Annotated in this window: 16 protein-coding genes and 1 tRNA gene; 5 read left to right on the plus strand and 12 right to left on the minus strand. The window is 61.2% G+C overall.

Annotation, left to right across the window (positions count from 1 at the left end; genetic code table 11):
• Nucleotides 1-133 precede the first annotated feature (133 nt).
• A tRNA-Pro gene (locus tag PYH37_RS17325) sits at nt 134-210 on the minus strand.
• Nucleotides 211-407: 197 nt separating this feature from the next.
• Between PYH37_RS17325 and PYH37_RS17330 the strand changes: the two genes are divergently transcribed.
• Entirely contained in the window at nt 408-617 is a 210-nt protein-coding gene (locus PYH37_RS17330) for a hypothetical protein (protein ID WP_280732714.1), read from the plus strand.
• 128 nt (nt 618-745) lie between these two features.
• On the opposite strand, the gene PYH37_RS17335 is transcribed toward PYH37_RS17330, so the two are convergent.
• The 5 genes from PYH37_RS17335 to PYH37_RS17355 are packed head-to-tail and all read right to left on the minus strand — an operon-like array spanning nt 746 to nt 6537.
• Nucleotides 746-1924 carry a glycosyltransferase gene (locus PYH37_RS17335; protein WP_280732715.1) on the minus strand — a complete coding sequence of 393 codons (1179 nt, stop codon included), beginning with the start codon at nt 1922-1924 and terminating at the stop codon, nt 746-748.
• Nucleotides 1921-3165 carry an O-antigen ligase family protein gene (locus PYH37_RS17340; RefSeq protein ID WP_280732716.1) on the minus strand — a complete coding sequence of 415 codons (1245 nt, stop codon included), beginning with the start codon at nt 3163-3165 and terminating at the stop codon, nt 1921-1923. The genes PYH37_RS17335 and PYH37_RS17340 overlap by 4 nt, the downstream gene beginning before the upstream one ends.
• Complete coding sequence (locus PYH37_RS17345; RefSeq protein WP_280732717.1) at nt 3162-4724, minus strand: undecaprenyl-phosphate glucose phosphotransferase; 1563 nt, start codon at nt 4722-4724, stop codon at nt 3162-3164. Before PYH37_RS17345 ends, PYH37_RS17340 begins: the two co-directional genes overlap by 4 nt.
• A 59-nt stretch (nt 4725-4783) precedes the next feature.
• Nucleotides 4784-5956 carry a glycosyltransferase family 4 protein gene (locus PYH37_RS17350; RefSeq protein ID WP_280732718.1) on the minus strand — a complete coding sequence of 391 codons (1173 nt, stop codon included), beginning with the start codon at nt 5954-5956 and terminating at the stop codon, nt 4784-4786.
• A 5-nt stretch (nt 5957-5961) separates the two neighbouring features.
• Nucleotides 5962-6537, minus strand: a complete 576-nt coding sequence (locus PYH37_RS17355) for a polysaccharide biosynthesis/export family protein (protein WP_280732719.1) — start codon at nt 6535-6537, stop codon at nt 5962-5964.
• 209 nt (nt 6538-6746) lie between these two features.
• Between PYH37_RS17355 and PYH37_RS17360 the strand changes: the two genes are divergently transcribed.
• Nucleotides 6747-8888 carry a GumC family protein gene (locus PYH37_RS17360; protein WP_280732720.1) on the plus strand — a complete coding sequence of 714 codons (2142 nt, stop codon included), beginning with the start codon at nt 6747-6749 and terminating at the stop codon, nt 8886-8888.
• A gap of 63 nt (nt 8889-8951) precedes the next feature.
• On the opposite strand, the gene PYH37_RS17365 is transcribed toward PYH37_RS17360, so the two are convergent.
• Nucleotides 8952-10202, minus strand: coding sequence for a GNAT family N-acetyltransferase (locus tag PYH37_RS17365; protein WP_280732721.1), 1251 nt, complete (start codon nt 10200-10202; stop codon nt 8952-8954).
• Nucleotides 10203-10395: 193 nt separating this feature from the next.
• On the opposite strand from PYH37_RS17365, the gene PYH37_RS17370 reads away from it, so the two are divergent.
• Nucleotides 10396-11046 (plus strand): CatB-related O-acetyltransferase, encoded by a 651-nt coding sequence (locus tag PYH37_RS17370; RefSeq protein ID WP_280732722.1) that lies wholly within the window; start codon nt 10396-10398, stop codon nt 11044-11046.
• A 3-nt stretch (nt 11047-11049) separates the two neighbouring features.
• Here the strand turns inward: PYH37_RS17370 and PYH37_RS17375 are convergent, their stop codons facing one another.
• Together PYH37_RS17375 and PYH37_RS17380 are read right to left on the minus strand one after the other, a co-directional pair.
• Nucleotides 11050-11790 (minus strand): metallophosphoesterase family protein, encoded by a 741-nt coding sequence (locus PYH37_RS17375; protein ID WP_280732723.1) that lies wholly within the window; start codon nt 11788-11790, stop codon nt 11050-11052.
• A gap of 16 nt (nt 11791-11806) precedes the next feature.
• On the minus strand, nt 11807-12019 hold the full coding sequence (locus tag PYH37_RS17380) for a DUF2842 domain-containing protein (RefSeq protein WP_280732724.1): 213 nt from the start codon (nt 12017-12019) through the stop codon (nt 11807-11809).
• Nucleotides 12020-12144: 125 nt separating this feature from the next.
• Here PYH37_RS17380 and PYH37_RS17385 point away from each other — a divergent pair, with 125 nt between their 5' ends.
• Nucleotides 12145-13248 carry a COX15/CtaA family protein gene (locus PYH37_RS17385; protein WP_280732725.1) on the plus strand — a complete coding sequence of 368 codons (1104 nt, stop codon included), beginning with the start codon at nt 12145-12147 and terminating at the stop codon, nt 13246-13248.
• Between the two features lie 67 nt (nt 13249-13315).
• Here the strand turns inward: PYH37_RS17385 and argC are convergent, their stop codons facing one another.
• The 3 genes from argC to PYH37_RS17400 form a co-directional block, all read right to left on the minus strand.
• Complete coding sequence (argC, locus tag PYH37_RS17390; RefSeq protein WP_280732726.1) at nt 13316-14248, minus strand: N-acetyl-gamma-glutamyl-phosphate reductase; 933 nt, start codon at nt 14246-14248, stop codon at nt 13316-13318.
• Between the two features lie 86 nt (nt 14249-14334).
• Nucleotides 14335-15291 carry an agmatinase gene (speB, locus tag PYH37_RS17395; RefSeq protein WP_280732727.1) on the minus strand — a complete coding sequence of 319 codons (957 nt, stop codon included), beginning with the start codon at nt 15289-15291 and terminating at the stop codon, nt 14335-14337.
• Nucleotides 15292-15376: 85 nt separating this feature from the next.
• Nucleotides 15377-16168, minus strand: coding sequence for a phenylalanine 4-monooxygenase (locus tag PYH37_RS17400; protein ID WP_280732728.1), 792 nt, complete (start codon nt 16166-16168; stop codon nt 15377-15379).
• A 112-nt stretch (nt 16169-16280) separates the two neighbouring features.
• Between PYH37_RS17400 and PYH37_RS17405 the strand changes: the two genes are divergently transcribed.
• The gene (locus PYH37_RS17405; RefSeq protein ID WP_280732729.1) at nt 16281-16754 is read left to right on the plus strand and encodes an Lrp/AsnC family transcriptional regulator; all 474 of its coding nucleotides are present in this window, start codon (nt 16281-16283) and stop codon (nt 16752-16754) included.
• Nucleotides 16755-16798 lie beyond the last annotated feature (44 nt).

Raw genomic sequence — 16798 nt, forward strand, 5'->3', positions numbered from 1 at the left:
GCACGCACGGAAACGCGACCGCTGCGATTTCGGGACTTTTGCTCGCAGCATTTTGAGCGTTTTTTTGTTCCGTCTTCACGGAAGATATGCCCTTGGCCGAAGCTGGAAATCTGCTCTGATTTCAAGGGATAAATGGTCGGAGCGGCGGGATTCGAACCCACGACCCCTTGACCCCCAGTCAAGTGCGCTACCGGGCTGCGCTACGCTCCGACCCGCTTTGTTACAAGCCCGCTCTCATTAGTCGGAACACACGGCCGGCGCAAGGGGAAAATAGGTTTTTACCCGTCCTTCCGCGGCTGTCGATGGAGGCGGAGGCGCGTGTCAGAAAGCGCCACGAGAACAGTTTTGTGATTTGGTGAGGAGCATGGCGGCGGATAAACTGCGCCTGCAACAACAGGAGAAGCCCGATGAAGAGCATCCTCGTACTTGCGGCCGCCTTCGCCCTCTCGACAACCGCAGCGTCCGCCGAGTGCCTTGGGCATTCCAAGACCACGGCATCGGTCGACAAAGAGATGACGACGGCGAGCGTAACACAGACCGAGCAGTCGACTCCGGCCGACGAGCTCCTCCTGCAGCAGAAGCAGCAGCAGCAGGAAAAATCGGACGCTGAAGAATAGCCGAGAGCATCGGTTCGGGCCTCGCTGATGTTGATCTGCATCGCACTGGCGGGGGCCGCTTCGCGCCGGAGAATAACCGTCCAATTCTTTTAGCCGTCGAAGTCGCGCGCGAGCGGTTGCCTTGCCGCTCAACGGCGTCGTCGCGCCGCCAGACGCTGATAGACTTCTTCCGTCTGGTCAAGCATCAGGTCAAGCGTGAAACGGTCCCTGCGGACATTCGCTGCCTCGATAAGCTGCGGATGGATATCTCGATCGGCGGCGGCAACCATGGCTTTCGCGAGATGCGAGACGTCGTCGGTGTTCGGGATGACGAAACCGTTCTCCCCGTGATCGACAACAGTCCTCGCGCCGCCGACATCGGAGATGATGATCGGCCGTCCCGCAGCCGCGGCCTCGAGCATTACATAGGGCATCGCCTCGTAGCGGCTCGGCATGACGATCAGGTCGAAAGCTGAAATGGCCTGCGGACCGGTAAATGCCGAAGTCAGATGAATGCGGTTCTGCAAGCCGCTCGCGCAGATCGCGCGGCGAAGCGGTTCGTTCAGTTCGCCGGAGCCGATCATCACCAGATAGCTATTCCCCACGGACGACGCGACACTCTTGAAGGCCTTGATCAGGCGCTCAGGGGCCTTCTGCGCGGAAAGGCGGCCAATGAAGCCGAAAACGAAGGCATCCGCGGGGATGCCGAAACTCGCGCGAATGGCCGATGCCATGTCGGGCGAGGGCGGCAGCACGCCATTGACGATGACCGACATTCTCTGCTTCGGGATACCGATCGAAAGCGCATGGCTGAATTCGTCTTCGGAAACGGTGATGAGATGATCGGTGAAGAACCATGCCAGGGCCGATTCGATTGCGCCGTAGATCAGCCGCCCACTGCGGCCGAGCGTCGGGTCCATGGTCCTGAAGGCATGGGGTGTGTAGACACGCGGCACATGCCGGCCGGGGAGTCTCAGCCGCGTCAAGGCGCCGGCCTTGGAGCTGTGGCCATGGACAATATCGAACGGCCCGGCGCTGCGGATGATCCGGTTTATGGCGCGGAAAGCCGGCACGTCGGAAGGACCAGGCGCCCGCCTGATATCGACCGCGTGAACGGTCGCCAGTCCGATCGCCATGAGCTCGCGGACGAAGGATTCCTCCGCCCGCACCGGAGAATAGATCGCTTCCACATGATGGCCGCGCGCATGCATGCCACGGCAGAGATCGAGAAAGTGACGCCCCGACCCGCCGCCGCTCGGTTCCAGGACCTCGAGGAGGCGCAACGGATTGGCCGTCGACCCCTCACGTGAAGGCTTGTTCACGCTCATGCAAGCCCTTCGGCGCGGGTCTGCCACCGGCTGCGGTATTCGAGTGCTGCGCATCCCCAGACGATGCCAAGCAGCATGTAGAAATGACGCCAGTGATCGGTGTCGATGACATTGCCGATGCCGACATGGCCGATCAGCGTCACCCAAGCAATCATCAGGTATGGCTGCCACGGCCGTTCGCGCAGGAGAAAGCAAAAGCCAAGCGCGAGCGTCCAGAGGATAAGCGTCACATAGGCTACGAAACCGAGCCAGCCGTAGGATGTCAGGCTCTTCAGCAAGACATTGTGCTCGTCTTCGGGAAACATGGTGCTGAACACCATCGGCCCGATCCCAAGCGGCTTTTCCATAGACAACAGAAAGCCGATCCGGTGACGATCAAATCGGCCGAGATGCCCGCCGTCATAATCCTGGACAAGCTGAGTGCGGCTCGAGAAGAGTGACGCGACCTGTTCCGATTGCAGCGCAGCGACGAGTACCGCAGCGACGAACAGCAAGCCGCCGAGCGCCAGAACGAGGATCCGCAGGCGGAAAAGCCCGCTGCGCTCCTTCAAGAGCATGACGAAGACCAGAGCGATGACGCAAAAGAGGTTGAGCGCCCACGCGGCTCGGGAGAAGGAGAGGAAGACGCCGAGCGCGAGCACGAGCAGGCCCGCGATTTTGAAAGGCGCGCGGCGGATCGGCTGCGTGAGCAGGCCATGCACCAGGTAGAGTACTGGCGCGGCGAGAAACGGGCCGAAGACGTTCGGATCCTGGAAGGCGCCCTTTGCGCGGTCGTAAAGGGTGAAGTAGGAAGCGCCTGGTATGGCCCCAAAATAGCCGAGGATGCCGAGCAGGGAGGTCATGACAGCCGCTGCTGTCCAGGCGTTAAAGATGAGCCGCAGCCGCTGGTGGCGATCTTCGATAATTGCCGCAAAAAAGACCGCCGAGACTGCGAGGAAGCCGGAGACGGCCATGTACATCGGCCCCGTCGCGAGATCGGCCATGACCGTCAGCGACAGCATGCCTCCGACCATGAACAGGATAAGAAGGGCGAACAGCGGGGCGACGTGGCGCGATATCCTCAGTCCGAAGAGCGCCCATAGACCGATAAGGCCGGCCATGAAAAGCTCGTAGGGTGCGGGCTCGGCGATGACGAAGCCCGAGAGGAACACGGCGGTCGCCACCAGGCCTGAGCCGACAAGCGAAATCGCGGCAAGTTGCGGCCTCAGGATGATCGGCTGGGATGCGGTCGCGGAGATCAATAGGCGTTGTCCGTATTGAGCAACCGGAACGGCGTCAGAAAGAGGATCTTCAAATCGAGGAGCAGCGACCAGTTCTCGATGTAAAAGAGGTCGAAGGCCGTGCGGAAGCGGATCTTTTCATCGTTGTCGATCTCGCCGCGCCAACCGTTGATTTGCGCCCAGCCGGTCACGCCGGGCTTGACGCGGTGGCGAGCGAAATAGCCCTCGACGACGTCGGAATAGGAGCGGTCCTGGGTCTGAGCGAGAACCGCATGCGGGCGCGGTCCGACGAGAGAGAGTTCGCCCTTCAGGACGTTGAAGATCTGCGGCAACTCGTCGATCGAGGATTTGCGCAGGAAGCGGCCGACGGGCGTCACGCGCGGATCGCCTTTGGTCACGGCGTTGCGGGCGGTGGGGTCGCTCATATGCGTGTACATCGAGCGGAACTTGTAGACCTCGATGGTCTCGTTGTTGAAGCCGTGCCGGTGCTGTTTGAAGATGATGGGACCTGGAGACGTGACCTTGACCGCGACAGCGGCGGCAAGCATCACCGGCCACAGCAGAACCAGCGCGACGATGCTGAAAAAGATGTCGAAGCAGCGCTTGGCGACGGAATCCCAGTCCGCGATCGGTTTGTCGAAGATGTCGAGCATCGGCACCTGCCCGACATGCGAATAGCTGCGCGGGCGGAAGCGCAGGTTGTTGGCATGGGCGGCGAGACGGATGTCGACCGGCAGGATCCAGAGTTTTTTCAGGAGTTCGAGTATGCGTTTTTCCGCGGTCAGAGGCAGCGAGATGATCAGCATGTCGATCCGGGCCAGCCGGGCGAACTCGACCAGTTCGTTGACCGTCCCGAGTTTCGGATATCCAGCGATGATATTCGGCGAGCGTCGCTCGTCGCGATCGTCGAAGATGCCGCAGATGCGGATGTCGTTGTCCGGCTGGTGCTCGATGGTGCGGATGAGATCCTTCGCCGGTTGGCCGCCGCCGACGACTACGGCACGGCGCTCCATTGTACCGTTTCTCGACCAGCGGCGGATCGAATAGGCGATGAAGGCGCGCTCCGTGATGAGGAAGAACGCGCCGGCGGCGAACCATGCGGCGACCCAGACACGGGAATAGAGATGACCAGACTTCAGGAAAAAGAGTGCGAGCGCGATTGCGCCGAAGGCGGCCGCCCAGGCGCCGAGAATGCGGGGCGTCATCCGCAGCCAGGCGCGCAGCGCCGGCACCTGATAAGTATCGGCGATTTGCATCGCGGCAACGGCGAGCGCCGAGCCGCCCGCGAGAATCGCCAAATAGACGGGGAGCTCCTCGAATGCCGGCTCGACATATTGTGCGTTGATCGCATAGCCGATGGTGAAGAGGACGCAGAATTCGAGCAGCCGGATAAGGCCGGTGATCATGGCCGGCGTATAGGTGTCGGCGCGAAACTGAAGCGCGATCTGCCGGGCCAGCGGATTGAGCTCCGGGGGGCCTTTGTCGGTCTTCCTTTGTTCATGGTCGACCGTCCGGATCTCCGAGACCTTCTTGCGAAGCGCTTCGGGATCGAAGGTTTCCGGCCTGTCAAACTGGTTCATGGTTTCTTTCCGGCGCTGAAGTCCCTTCGTCCGGATAGCAGAAAGCCACTAAGAAACGCTTACGTTGTACGGAGATGCCCGTCGGTAACGGTCGATTCTCCGGCAAGCTCGCGATAGAGTTGCATCACGTGTTTGGTCATGACGGATGCCGCGAAACGGGATTTGAACCCTTCGGGGTTGGGCATTGTGCGGGCGGCCCAATCTTTCTCGATGATTGCAGCCGCCATGATCGCTGCAAGCGATTGGGCGTTGGCCGGGTCGGCAAGGGCTGCGCTGTCGCCGCCAAGAACCTCCGGGATGCCGCCCACCCGTGCAGCAATGACCGGCTTGCGGGCGGCAAGTGCTTCCAGGACGATATAGGGCATCGATTCCGCGCGAGATGGAATGACGACGGTGCGGGCGAGCGCGAAGGCCTCGCGTGCCTTCATCGCAGGAAGCATCCTGATACGGCGCCCCAGTCCTTTCCGGAGCTTCATCTCCTCGTATTGCTGTTGCTGCGGACCGTCTCCGATCATCAGCGCGGAAAGAGGGTGTCCGGCGATACGCTCGGCGGCGGCAAAACCCTCTATGAAGAGATCGGGGCCCTTGAGGTCGCGCATCATGCCGATATAGAGGAAATCAACCGCGTCCGGCCCTGTCTCGACCGGCTCGAACTCCGTATCGTCAATCCCGTTATAGATCAACTCGTTACGGCCCGGCGGTCTGCCGACCTTGGAGAAATAGGTCTGGCGCTCGTAATCGCAAACAAAGACGAGGGAATCGGTGAGGCTTTCTTGGAGGCGCTCAAGCCGGAAAATGAGCTGGCCCGCCAATGACCTTCGGTCGTAGTGAAGGCTGCCTCCGTGGGGTGAATAGAGGCGGGCTACGCGATACTTGTTGACCCGCAAGGCTGAACCGATGATGCGCGCGAGGGCGCCGCCCTTGGCGCCGTGCCCATGCAGCACATCCGGTTGCAAACTTCTGATTTCCTTGTAGCTGCGCCAAAGTGCGGCAATGTCCGAGGGACCGATGGTGCGGTGGATCGGCATGCGGATGACGCCAAGCGCGAGAAAGGGGCGGATTTCATCGAACAGCGCGTCCTCATAGGCGCCGCCGGTGGTGCTATCGCAAAGAATGCCGACCTGGTGCCCCGCATTCGCGTGGGCTTCGGCGAGATCGCGGACATGGCGGAAGATGCCGCCGACCGGCGATCGGAAACAATGGAGAATGCGTAAGGGCCGATCGTTCTCCATGAATATCAGAACAGCCGTTCGCGAACATAGATCGTGTCGCCCGCCAGGACGGGATCGGATATCGGCACCCGGCCCGTAATGATGCGGCCATTGACCTTCCGAGTAATGTCGGCATTCGCCTGGTTGGCGCGCGGCGAGAAGCCGCCGGCGACCGCGATCGCGTTCTGAACCGTCATGCCCGGTACGTAGCTGTACTGGCCGGCCTGTCCGACTTCGCCCATGATGAAGACGGAGCGATAGCGATCGACTTCGATCGTCACGTCCGGATCCCTGAGAAAACCCTGGCGCAATTTCGACGCGATCATGCCCTCCAGTTCCGGTAGCGTATGGCCGCGCGACGGAACCGCGCCGATCAGGGGAAAGGCCAGATAGCCGGCTTGGTCGACCGTATAGGTTCCGGTGAGGCCTGCCTGCTCGAACACGTTAATTCGCAGGCGGTCGCCGCTGTCCAGCCTGTATGGTTGAATCGTCGCCTCGCTGAAGGCTTTGGGAGCCGGCTGGTAGCTCGTGCAGCCGCCGAGCAATGCCGACAATATTGCCACGGCAATAGAGCATGCTTTCTTTGTGCCTGCGCTCGACATGAAATTCATGGGCTCCGGAAACGATCACCTCTGCCGACGTTATCGATCCGTTAGGGTTAATAGCCGGTAAACTCCTGATAGAATTTCCGAAAGCTTACCGACTCAGCCCCGTCCGCAGGAACACGCCCGATGGTTGAATCTGGAATTAACCCTTGCGTTACCATGTTCCTTTACTTTCCGGCCGAACAAAGAGGCTTCGGAGTGCGGGCATGTCGGGCGTCGGCAGTGGACAGCAGGATGTGGATATCGATCTCGGCGGGCTCGTCCGCGCTATTTGGCAGCGCCGGACCCGCGTCCTGCTCGTCACGGTCTGCGCCGCCGCGATCGCGTTTACGGCCGCGAAGATGATCGCACCTGACTACGAGGGCGAGACGCGTGTGCTCATCGAATCGCGCGAACCGGAGTTCAGTGGCCAGAGCCAGGTACCCCCGGGCGGTTCGGATCGGGTTTTCGACGAGTCCGGCATATCGAGCCAGGTGCAGGTGCTACGTTCCGTCGATCTGATCAAACAGGTCGCACGAAACATGAAACTTCATGAGCTCGCGGAGTTCGATCCCTCCGCCCATCCTTCGGCTGCTTCCGATCTTCTGGTGATGCTCGGCCTCAAGAAAAACCCGCTCGAACTGCCGCCGGAAGAGCGGATATTGAAGGAATTCAATTCGAAGCTGCAGGTGTATCAGGTTGAAAAATCACGCGTGATCGCCATTGTCTTTACCTCGAAGGACCCGCAGCTCGCTGCGGCCATTCCGAATGAAATGGCGAAGGTCTATCAGGCGCTGCAGAGTGGCGCGAAGCTCGATTCCAATTCCGAGGCGAGCCGCTGGTTGGAACCGGAAATCGCCAACCTGCGCGAAAAGGTGCGTGAGGCCGAGGCGAAGGTCGCCGTCTACCGTGCCGAATCGGGTTTGCTGCCGACCGGCGAGACGCAGAATTTTGCCACCCGCCAGCTTACCGACATTTCGACCGAGCTCGCGCGGGTGCGCGGGGAGAGGGCGAATGCGGCGGCGCGCGCCGAAGGTGTGCGGGCTGCGCTCGCAGCCGGCCGTTCGGTCGATACGCTCGCCGACATAGTCGGATCGCCGATGATCCAGCGGCTCAAGGAAAACCGGGCCAATATCCAGGGGCAGATCGCCGATTTGTCGACCGCTCTGCTCGACGGCCATCCGCGCCTGAAGGGGCTGAAATCTCAACTCGAAGGTATCGAGGGGCAGATCCGCGCGGAGACACACAAGATACTCGGTAGTCTCGACAACGAGGCGAAGGTCGGCCAGCTGCGCGAACAGCAGTTGGTACAGCAACTGAACGCTCTTAAGGCCCAATCGGCGCAGGCGGGCGAGGAAGAGGTCGGCCTGCGCGCATTGGAGCGTGAAGCAACAGCGCAGCGGCAGCTTCTCGAAACCTATCTCGCCCGCTACCGTGAGGCGACCTCGCGGAGCGTCGCGAACGCTACACCCGCCGATGCGCGCGTGATTTCGAAGGCCGTAGTCCCCACCAATGCGAGTTTTCCGAAAGTACTGCCGATCACCATGGTCGCAGCGTTCGCCGCATTTCTGGTCAGTTGCGTCGTCATCATGCTTGGCGAGCTCTTCAGCGGACGGGCGCTGAGGCCGGTCTCGGCTTCGGGGGCGACGCCTCTCAGATCCCCTTCGCCTGCTCTCGCAATCCCGAGCGCTGCCGAAGAGATTTCTGCGCCTGTCCTTGCGACGGAAGAGCTGACCGAACGGGAAGAGCAGCAGGGATCTATCCCGGCGCCGGACGATGATTTTTCGATCGAGGCGGTTGCAGATCATCTTCGCGAGAAGGATGTCAGGGTCGCCGTTTCGGTATCGCCGGGCGGCGACGAGGGATCGACGGCAGCCGTCATGTTGGCCCGCCTGCTGGCCGAGAAGGAGCAGAAGGTCGTGATGATCGATCTTTCCGGCTCGGCTTGCCCGACGCGGCTTATGGCTCAATCACCTCATCTGCCGGGGATAACGAACCTGCTCTCTGGCGAGGTCGCCTTCGCAGAATCGATCCACGGGGACAGATTTTCGGACGCGCATGTCATTCCCCACGGCGACGCCGATCCGCGAGTGGCAATGCGCGGCATCGAGCGGCTGCAGATGATCATCGACGCGCTGACCAACGCCTACGACCTGGTCCTGATCGAATGCGGTTCGGCCGACGCTGATGCCGTCGCCAAGATCGCTCGGCGAGAGGGAAGCGAGATCATTCTATCGGCACGATCGGTCGGCGATGAACAGATCGTAGAGCTGCTCACGAGCTTCGGCGAGGCCGGATACCGTGACATCATGCTAATGACCGGACGCGGCGAAAGCGACCCGGAATTCCCCGGGCGCCACGCGGCATGAGAACCTAGCAAGCCGCTCTTAAGGCGAAATTCCAGGCGGGTTTCAGCCGGTGATTGCCGCAGGTCAATCGTCTTCCACTGATTTCGCCTGCCGCCGCTGCCGCTGGCGCTGAACGAACTCGTAAAAAGTCTTGTTGGCTTTGATGACCCGTTTTGTCCGCGCGACTGCGTGCTGGACCCCCGCGGCCAAATACCCGCGCGGCGTCAGTGGCAGGATAATATCCCGTAGTCGCGTCTCGACCGTGCACCACGAGCGTTTGTAAGGCTGATCGCCGATGCCGAAATCGAAGAGTGCCACCTCTTCGCCGCAGAGGCGCTCGATCATCCGATAAAACAGCAGCTCTCCGGGACTGCTGTCGGCGGCGATCTCTTCATCGATCGAACCGAACTGGCAAATGACGTGATCGCCTTTGCGTGACAGGCCTGAAATGGCGATGACCCGGCCTTCGTGTTCGCCCTTGAGCCTTATCGCATTGAGCTCCAGTAGGTAGCCGGCATCCCGCCCTTTCTCGAAAGTACCGATCAACGCATGAAAGAACGCACGCGTGTCGGCATCGCGAAACGCATCCGGCAGGCCGAGCGCTTCGAAGCGCGCCGCTTTTTGGCGGAAGAATGTGTCGAGCAGCGCGTGTGCTTCCGGTGTTGCGCGGGCAACGACGTATTCGTAGCCGCCAATGGCGTCGAGACGCTTTTCGGATATGCGCATCTTCTTGCGCCGCCGCTTTGCGTTGAGTTGCGCAAGCGTGCGCTCCATGGTGCCGAGAAGCGGGAGTTGGAAGGAGGCATTGGGATTTTCGATTCCGGGCACGGCGGAAAGAGGATGGGGCGCGCCACGCCACATTGATGGGATTCTATCGAGCATGACGACGTCGGCGAAACGTCGCAGGTGGGCGCTGATCCCCTCGGTCAGCGCGGCCGCCAGTTCGGCGCGCGGTGCCGGTTCTGCATCATTGCCAAACAAACCGGTATTGAGATTGCTATGTGCGGAGCCGATCAAGCGGGCTGTATGGAAGAAGCGTCCGCGATCGACCTCAAACGGCAGGATGAAAAGCGGCTCTCGCCCAAGCGCGCCGCGAACGATCAGCAGTCGGCTGCCGTGGGTTTTCGTCCACGCCGCACACCAGTCGAAGCTTTGATGCAGGGAATTGCGGTTGTTCCCGTCCAGCGCGCGCCATTCGGCTTCAAGTGCGGCCGCATCGAAGTGGATGGAGATCGTGATCCGACCCGCATCATGCCTTTCGGCGAGCGGGAGCGTGCTCGAATTATGCGGCTCGGCACCGCTCGAAGGGGAAAGGGTGAAGTCGGTATTCGCCATCTCATCTGTCATCCGCACGCGTGGGAGTGAAGCAATTGGAGCGCGGATATTGCTACATCCGATTAATTCGCGCGGTCGCGCGGCGGCAACCGGGGAACGCAGTTAGCAAAGGGTGAAGCCGCCGCCGTTCTGCGGATGCGTTGGAAAAATCGTTATCGCTGCGTTAGATGTCGACCAATCGACGGAGCAGCCCATGCCAGCCAGTTATGCCGCGCCGGATCCCGGTGCCAAGTTTCCCGTTGCCGAGTTCACACGTATCGGCTTCCTGAAGAACCTCGTGCGTTCGCCGCTCATCGAAGTCGGCGACTTCAGCTACTACGACGACCCGCAAGGCCCTGAACACTTTGAGGAAAGATGCGTTCTCTATCACTACGACTTCATCGGAGACCGCTTGGTGATCGGACGGTTCTGCGCTTTGGCGACCGGCGTCCAGTTCATCATGAACGGAGCCAATCATGCGCTTGACGGCTTCTCGACCTTTCCGTTCGGGATCTTTCCCGGCAGTTGGCGCGAGGGCTTCGATTCCGCCGCCTATGCCAGCGGCTATCGCGGTGACACGATCGTCGGCAACGATGTCTGGATCGGCATGCACGCGACGATTTTGCCGGGTGTTACGATCGGCGACGGGGCCATTGTTGCGGCGAAATCGGTGATAACGAAAGACGTGCCTGCCTATGCGGTCGTCGCCGGCAATCCGGCAAGCGTCGTCAAGATGCGTTTCCCTGCAGAGGTGACAGCCTGTTTGCGCGCCATTGCGTGGTGGGACTGGCCGGTCGACAAGATCACGCGCAACATCGCGGCGATCACCGGTGCCGACCTCGACGCGCTCAAAGGCGCGAAATAGGCGTCAGTCGAGGAAACCGGTCGCGAGCGCTTTCGCCCATACGGGGCGGTTGCGCCGAGCGGCAAGGCGCGCCATCGCCATGTAATCGTAGCTCACGCAGCGGAAGGTGACGCTCCAGCTGTCGGCGGCGCACTCGACGATGGCGTAGCGCGCATCTGGCGAGCCGGTTTCGACCTTGTGGGCCACGGGCTGGTCGTCGTCATATCCGGGGCAGCCGACGCTGCCGGGATTGACGAGGAGGCGCCCGTCCCCGAGCCGCACCACCCGCGGAACGTGGGTGTGGCCGCAGAGGATCACGGGACAATCGATACCCTCGGCAAAGCGCTCGATCGCCTTGCGCTCAGCCATGTGGACGACACCCTCTGCCGTCAGGCCTTCCATCCAGTAGGTCTCGTCGCTTTGGGGCGTGCCGTGACAGAGGAAGAGCGTGTCGCGATAGGTCAGGGTTTCCGGCAGGGCCGCCAGCCAATCGATGTGGCGCGATTCGAGCTCATCATGCGCAGCGCGGTCCGACGTGCCCATGTGCTCAGGATCGAATGTGAGAAGGTAGCGATCATGATTGCCGCGGATCGCCGGCATGCTGCGCCCTATCAGAATATCCGCCGTGCGCGCGGCGTTGAGCGGCCCACTGAAATGATCGCCGAGATTGACGATCTCGTTGATCCCTTGCGCGTCGATATCCGCCAGCACGGCTTCGAGGGCCAGGTCGTTGCCGTGGATATCGGCGATGACAGCGATCTTCATTGTTGCACCTCGGCGGTCAGCGCTTTGCAGCGGGTTTCTCCATCCACTTGATGATCAGCATCGCAGGGAGGATCCACAAGAGGCCGGTGAAGAAGAAATAAAGGAGATGCACCCACCAGGGCGATGCGCCGAGCAGGAGCGATGCGAAGGTAACAGCCGCCAGCGCATAAACGATGACAAGAACGATGATGAGGATGGTGCCGATCAGTTTTCTGAGGCGTACGGGCATTTTTCTTCTTTCGGATGGCGGCAATGCAGCCGCGACGGGATGCCGCAAAGGTTTCGGCCTTGTTTTGCACGGCGCTCTGGTGCAAATCAACGGCTTTCGGACCGGCGACAAACGAGGGAAAGCCCATGGCGCATGCCGAGTTGGCAACAGAACAGACGCTCCTGCGGGAGATCGGCAGAACCGAGCGCAACCGGCGGCAGATCCGCGGCTGGCTTGCCGTCGTCCTGTTTGCGCTCTTTGCACTGGTGCTCGTCGGCGGCGGAACGCGGTTGACCGAATCCGGTTTGTCGATCACCGAATGGAAGCCCATTCACGGTGTCATCCCACCTCTGTCAGCACAGGAATGGGAAGAGGAATTTCAGCTCTACCAGCGGATTCCCCAATATGAGCAGCTCAACAAGGGCATGACGGTGGAGGAATTCAAGACCATTTTCTGGTGGGAATGGGCCCACCGCGTGCTGGCGCGCGCCATCGGCGTGATCTTCGCGCTGCCGCTTCTCTTCTTCTGGATCACCGGGCGGATTGAAAGGCGGTTGAGGCTGCCGCTTCTCGGCATTCTGTCTCTCGGAGCATTTCAGGGCTTTATCGGCTGGTGGATGGTATCTTCCGGTCTGGTCGAGCGAACCGAAGTCAGCCAGTACCGGCTCGCCACGCATCTGGTCATCGCCTGCCTGATCTTTGCCGCTTGCATGTGGATCCTGCGCGGCCTTTGTCCGCATTCCGATGACGCGGCGCCGACGAAAAGATCGCGAATGACGGCCGGCATCATCGCCGCCATGAGCCTGTTCCAGATCTATCTGGGCGCGCTGGTCGCGGGTCTCGACGCGGGCTTTACGTACAATACCTGGCCGCTGATGGACGGTGCGATCGTACCGGAAGGCCTCTTCGTGCAGCAGCCGGCCTGGATCAATCTCTTCGAAAATCCGAAGACGGTGCAATTCCTGCACCGCGCTGGCGCCTACCTGCTTTTCGCGCTGGCGCTGATCCACATGATCGTCTCGCTGCGCGCCGCGCCGGAGACGACCCATGCCCGGCGCTCGGTAGTCCTCTTTGCCCTGGTGACGATCCAGGCAGTCGTCGGCATCACGACTCTCGTGCTGCAGGTCCCAATCGGCTGGGCCGTGCTGCACCAGGCCGGCGCGCTCGCCGTGCTGGGATTTGCGATCGCGCACTGGCGCGGTTTCGTCGGCGAATATCCGAAATCGACGGCGATCGAAGTTCGCGACTGATTAAATTCGATGCGGTGAAATGAAACCCAGTCGGCTAACCGACGGGGCTTTGTGTTGCATGGCATCATCAGGCCGAAAGCATCAGGTCCATGTTCTGGACGGCCGCCCCGGAAGCGCCCTTGCCGAGGTTGTCGAGCAGGGCGAGGAGGTTCACATGCGCGCCGCCGCTCGCCCCGAAGACGAAAAGCTTCATCGTGTCCTTGCCGGCAAGCTCCGTCGCATCGATCCGGGCGAGCTTTTCGCTTTCGGCGAGCGGGACGACTTCGACGATCGATTGGTCGGCGTAATGCTCGACGAGCGCGGCGTGGATGTTTTCGAGCGTCGCGCCGGGAGCGAGGTCGTCGAGATAGAGCGGCACCTGCACGATCATCCCCTGCGGGAACTTTCCGACGGAGGGCGAGAAGACCGGCGCGCGCTCGAGCAGACCGTGCATCTTCATCTCCGGCACATGCTTGTGCTTCAGCGTGAGACCGTAGAGGAAGTGGGGCGCGCTGATGTGATCGGGGCTCTGTTCGTCCTCCATTTGCGCGATCATCTGCTTGCCGCCGCCGCTATAACCGGAAACTGCGTTGACGGTAACGGGATAGCCATCCGGCAGGATGCCCGCCTGGCGCAACGGCCGGATCAGGCCGATCGCCCCTGTCGGGTAGCAGCCGGGATTGGCGACGTGGCGTGCATCGCGGATCTTCGCAGACTGCGCCTTGTCCATTTCCGCAAAGCCGTAGGCCCAGTCGGGCGCAACGCGATGTGCGGTCGACGTATCGATGATGCGAACGCGATTGTTGCCGGCGACCATGGCAACCGCTTCGCGGGACGCATCGTCGGGCAGGCAGAGGATGGCAATGTCGGCGCTGTTCAGGAGATCCTCGCGCATCGCCGCATTGCGCCGTTCCGCTTCCGCGATCGACAGCAGCTCAAGATCCCTGCGATCGGCCATGCGCGCGCGGATCTGCAGGCCCGTCGTGCCGTGTTCGCCATCGATGAAGATCTTCGGTTTCATGATTTTCCTGCTCCTGCAGACTGTTACGGAGTTTTCCGCTATTAGTCTGGCATAGAATTGAATCAATTTCTTAGCGAACGCTCGGATCAGCCGCGCCGTTCCGCGAGCCATTCGGCGCGCAAGCCCAGCATATACATGGCGATGGTCGCGCCAGCAATGGCGGTCACGTCGGCATGGTCATAGGCCGGCGCCACCTCGACCACGTCGCTCCCGGCGATATGAAGCGAGCTCAGCTTGCGCAGCACCGAGAGGATCTTGGCGCTCGACGGGCCGCCGGCGACAGGCGTGCCGGTACCGGGTGCATAGGCCGGGTCGAGGCAGTCGATGTCGAAGGTCAGATAGGCCGGCCGGCTCGAGACATGCCGCACGATCAAGTCGGCGATCTCCTCGGCTCTCATCTCCTCGACCTCGTAGCCGTAGACGATCCGAATGCCGCAATCCTCCGGTGCGTGCGTCCTGATGCCGATCTGGATTGAATGCTCCACGTCGATCAGTCCCTCGCGCGCGGCGCGGCCGACGAAGGAGCCGTGATCGATGCGGCCTTTCTCGTCCGGCCAAGTATCCTGATGGGCATCGAACTGAACGAGGGCGAGGGGGCCATGGACGGCCGCATGCGCCTTCAGAACCGGATAGCTCACGAAGTGGTCGCCGCCAAGCGTCAGCAGGTAGGAGCCCGACTTGAGGATTTTTGCCGCCTCGCGCTCTATTGTGTCCGGCGTCTTCAAGTGATTGCCGTAGTCGAGCAGGCAGTCGCCATAGTCGATCGTTGCCATATCCGCGAAGAGATCGCGCTGGAATGGATATTGCGGATCGTTGTCGAAGATGGCCGACGCACAGCGTATCGCCTGCGGGCCGAAACGGGCGCCGGGGCGGTTCGAGGTGGCCGCATCGAAAGGAATACCCCAGACCGCCGCGTCCACGTCCTTCAGCTGTTTGGTGTATCTCCGCCGCATGAAGGAGAGGATACCGGCATGGGTCGGATCGGAAGCCGCCGACGTGAGCGACCTTGCGGTAATCGCGTGGTCGATCGTCTTGTTTGCCATGGTCCATTCTCCCGTCAGATCGACGGGACGTTGGCCAATCGATGTCGGCAAGGCAAGACCTTGCCGACAAAATCTTGTGCATCGGTCAGGAGGCTTGGGCCTCGAAAGCCGGTGGGAAATCGCCGAGTGCCTTCGCCTCGTTGATCCGCGCTGTGACATCCTCCTCGATGATCGACTCGAGCTGAGCGAAACTTTCGATGACATAGTAGATCGGCTGGACGATATCGATGCGGTAGGGCGTGCGCAGCACGGTCATCAGGTCGAAGGGGCGGAACTCGCAAGCCATCGAAACCATGGCATGATGCGTCTCGCTCGGAGACGAAACGATGCCCGCGCCATAGCATCGCCGCCCTTTTGGCGTGTTGATCAGCCCGAACTCCACGGTGAACCAAAAGATGCGGAACAGGTGCCACGAATAGCCCTTGCCGAGCGCGGCCGCCTTTTGCCCGAAGCGGCGGACGAAGTTGGCGTAGCTCTGGTTGGTGAGCAGCGGGCAATGGCCGAAAACCTCGTGGAAGAGGTCAGGCTCCTCGATATAGTCGATATGCTCTCGCCGCCGCATGAAGGTTGCGAGCGGGAACTTGCCTTGCGACAAGAGCTCGTAGAAGCGCGAGGGCGGGATGAGCGCCGGCACGCCTTCGACGCCGAAACCGGTGCTCTCGGCAAGCCGCCTGTTGACCTCCTTGAGCTGCGGGACCTTGTCCGGATTCAAGCCAAGCGTCCGCACGCCTTCGAGATATTCGTCGCATGCCTTGTCCGCGAGCAGCGCAATCTGCCGCCGGTAGAGCTCGCCCCAGATCGCATCCTCCTCAGGCGTGTAGAGGTAGGTGCCGTCCGGCTCCGGCAGCTTGGCAGTATAGGTGCTTTCCTTGGTCATGACGTCTCCTCATTCGTCAGAACAGATTGCTGTTGCAATTGTATCTCCAACGGGCTGAGTATTTGTTTCACAGTTGCCGCTTATCGGTTTGCTGGCGGGAGGAATTTTCAAAATGCCGTCAGATTTGAAGGAATCATTTCAGTCGTCGCGTCGGCTGCTTCGCCTGATCCAGGCGGATAGCGGCCAGTCGCTTGCGGAATTGGCGGAAAAGGCCGGCATGTCGCAGAGTTCGGCCTGGCGCCGGCTTCAGGAATTCGAGGCCGAAGGCGTGATCCGAAAGCGTGTCGCGCTGCTCGATCCGGCAAAGCTCGATCTGAAACTCTGCATCATCGCCCATGTGACCCTAGAGGATCATCACGACGAGGCGATCGCATCTTTCTCGGCCGTGGTCAGGGACCGGCCGGAAATCATGGAATGTTACGCGCTGTCCGGCACGTTCGACTACATGTTGAAGATCCGGGCGACGGATGTCGAGAGTTATGACGCCTTCATGACGCGCTATCTGATGCGCAACCCGCACGTGCGGACGGTCGTGTCCAGTTTCGTGCTGAGAGAACTCAAGTCGACGACAGAACTGCCGATCTGAAACAAAAGCATTTCCAGGCGAAGTGTCGCGCGGTTCGCCGTTCG

This window comes from Sinorhizobium numidicum, assembly GCF_029892045.1.
GTDB classification, from domain to species: domain Bacteria; phylum Pseudomonadota; class Alphaproteobacteria; order Rhizobiales; family Rhizobiaceae; genus Sinorhizobium; species Sinorhizobium numidicum.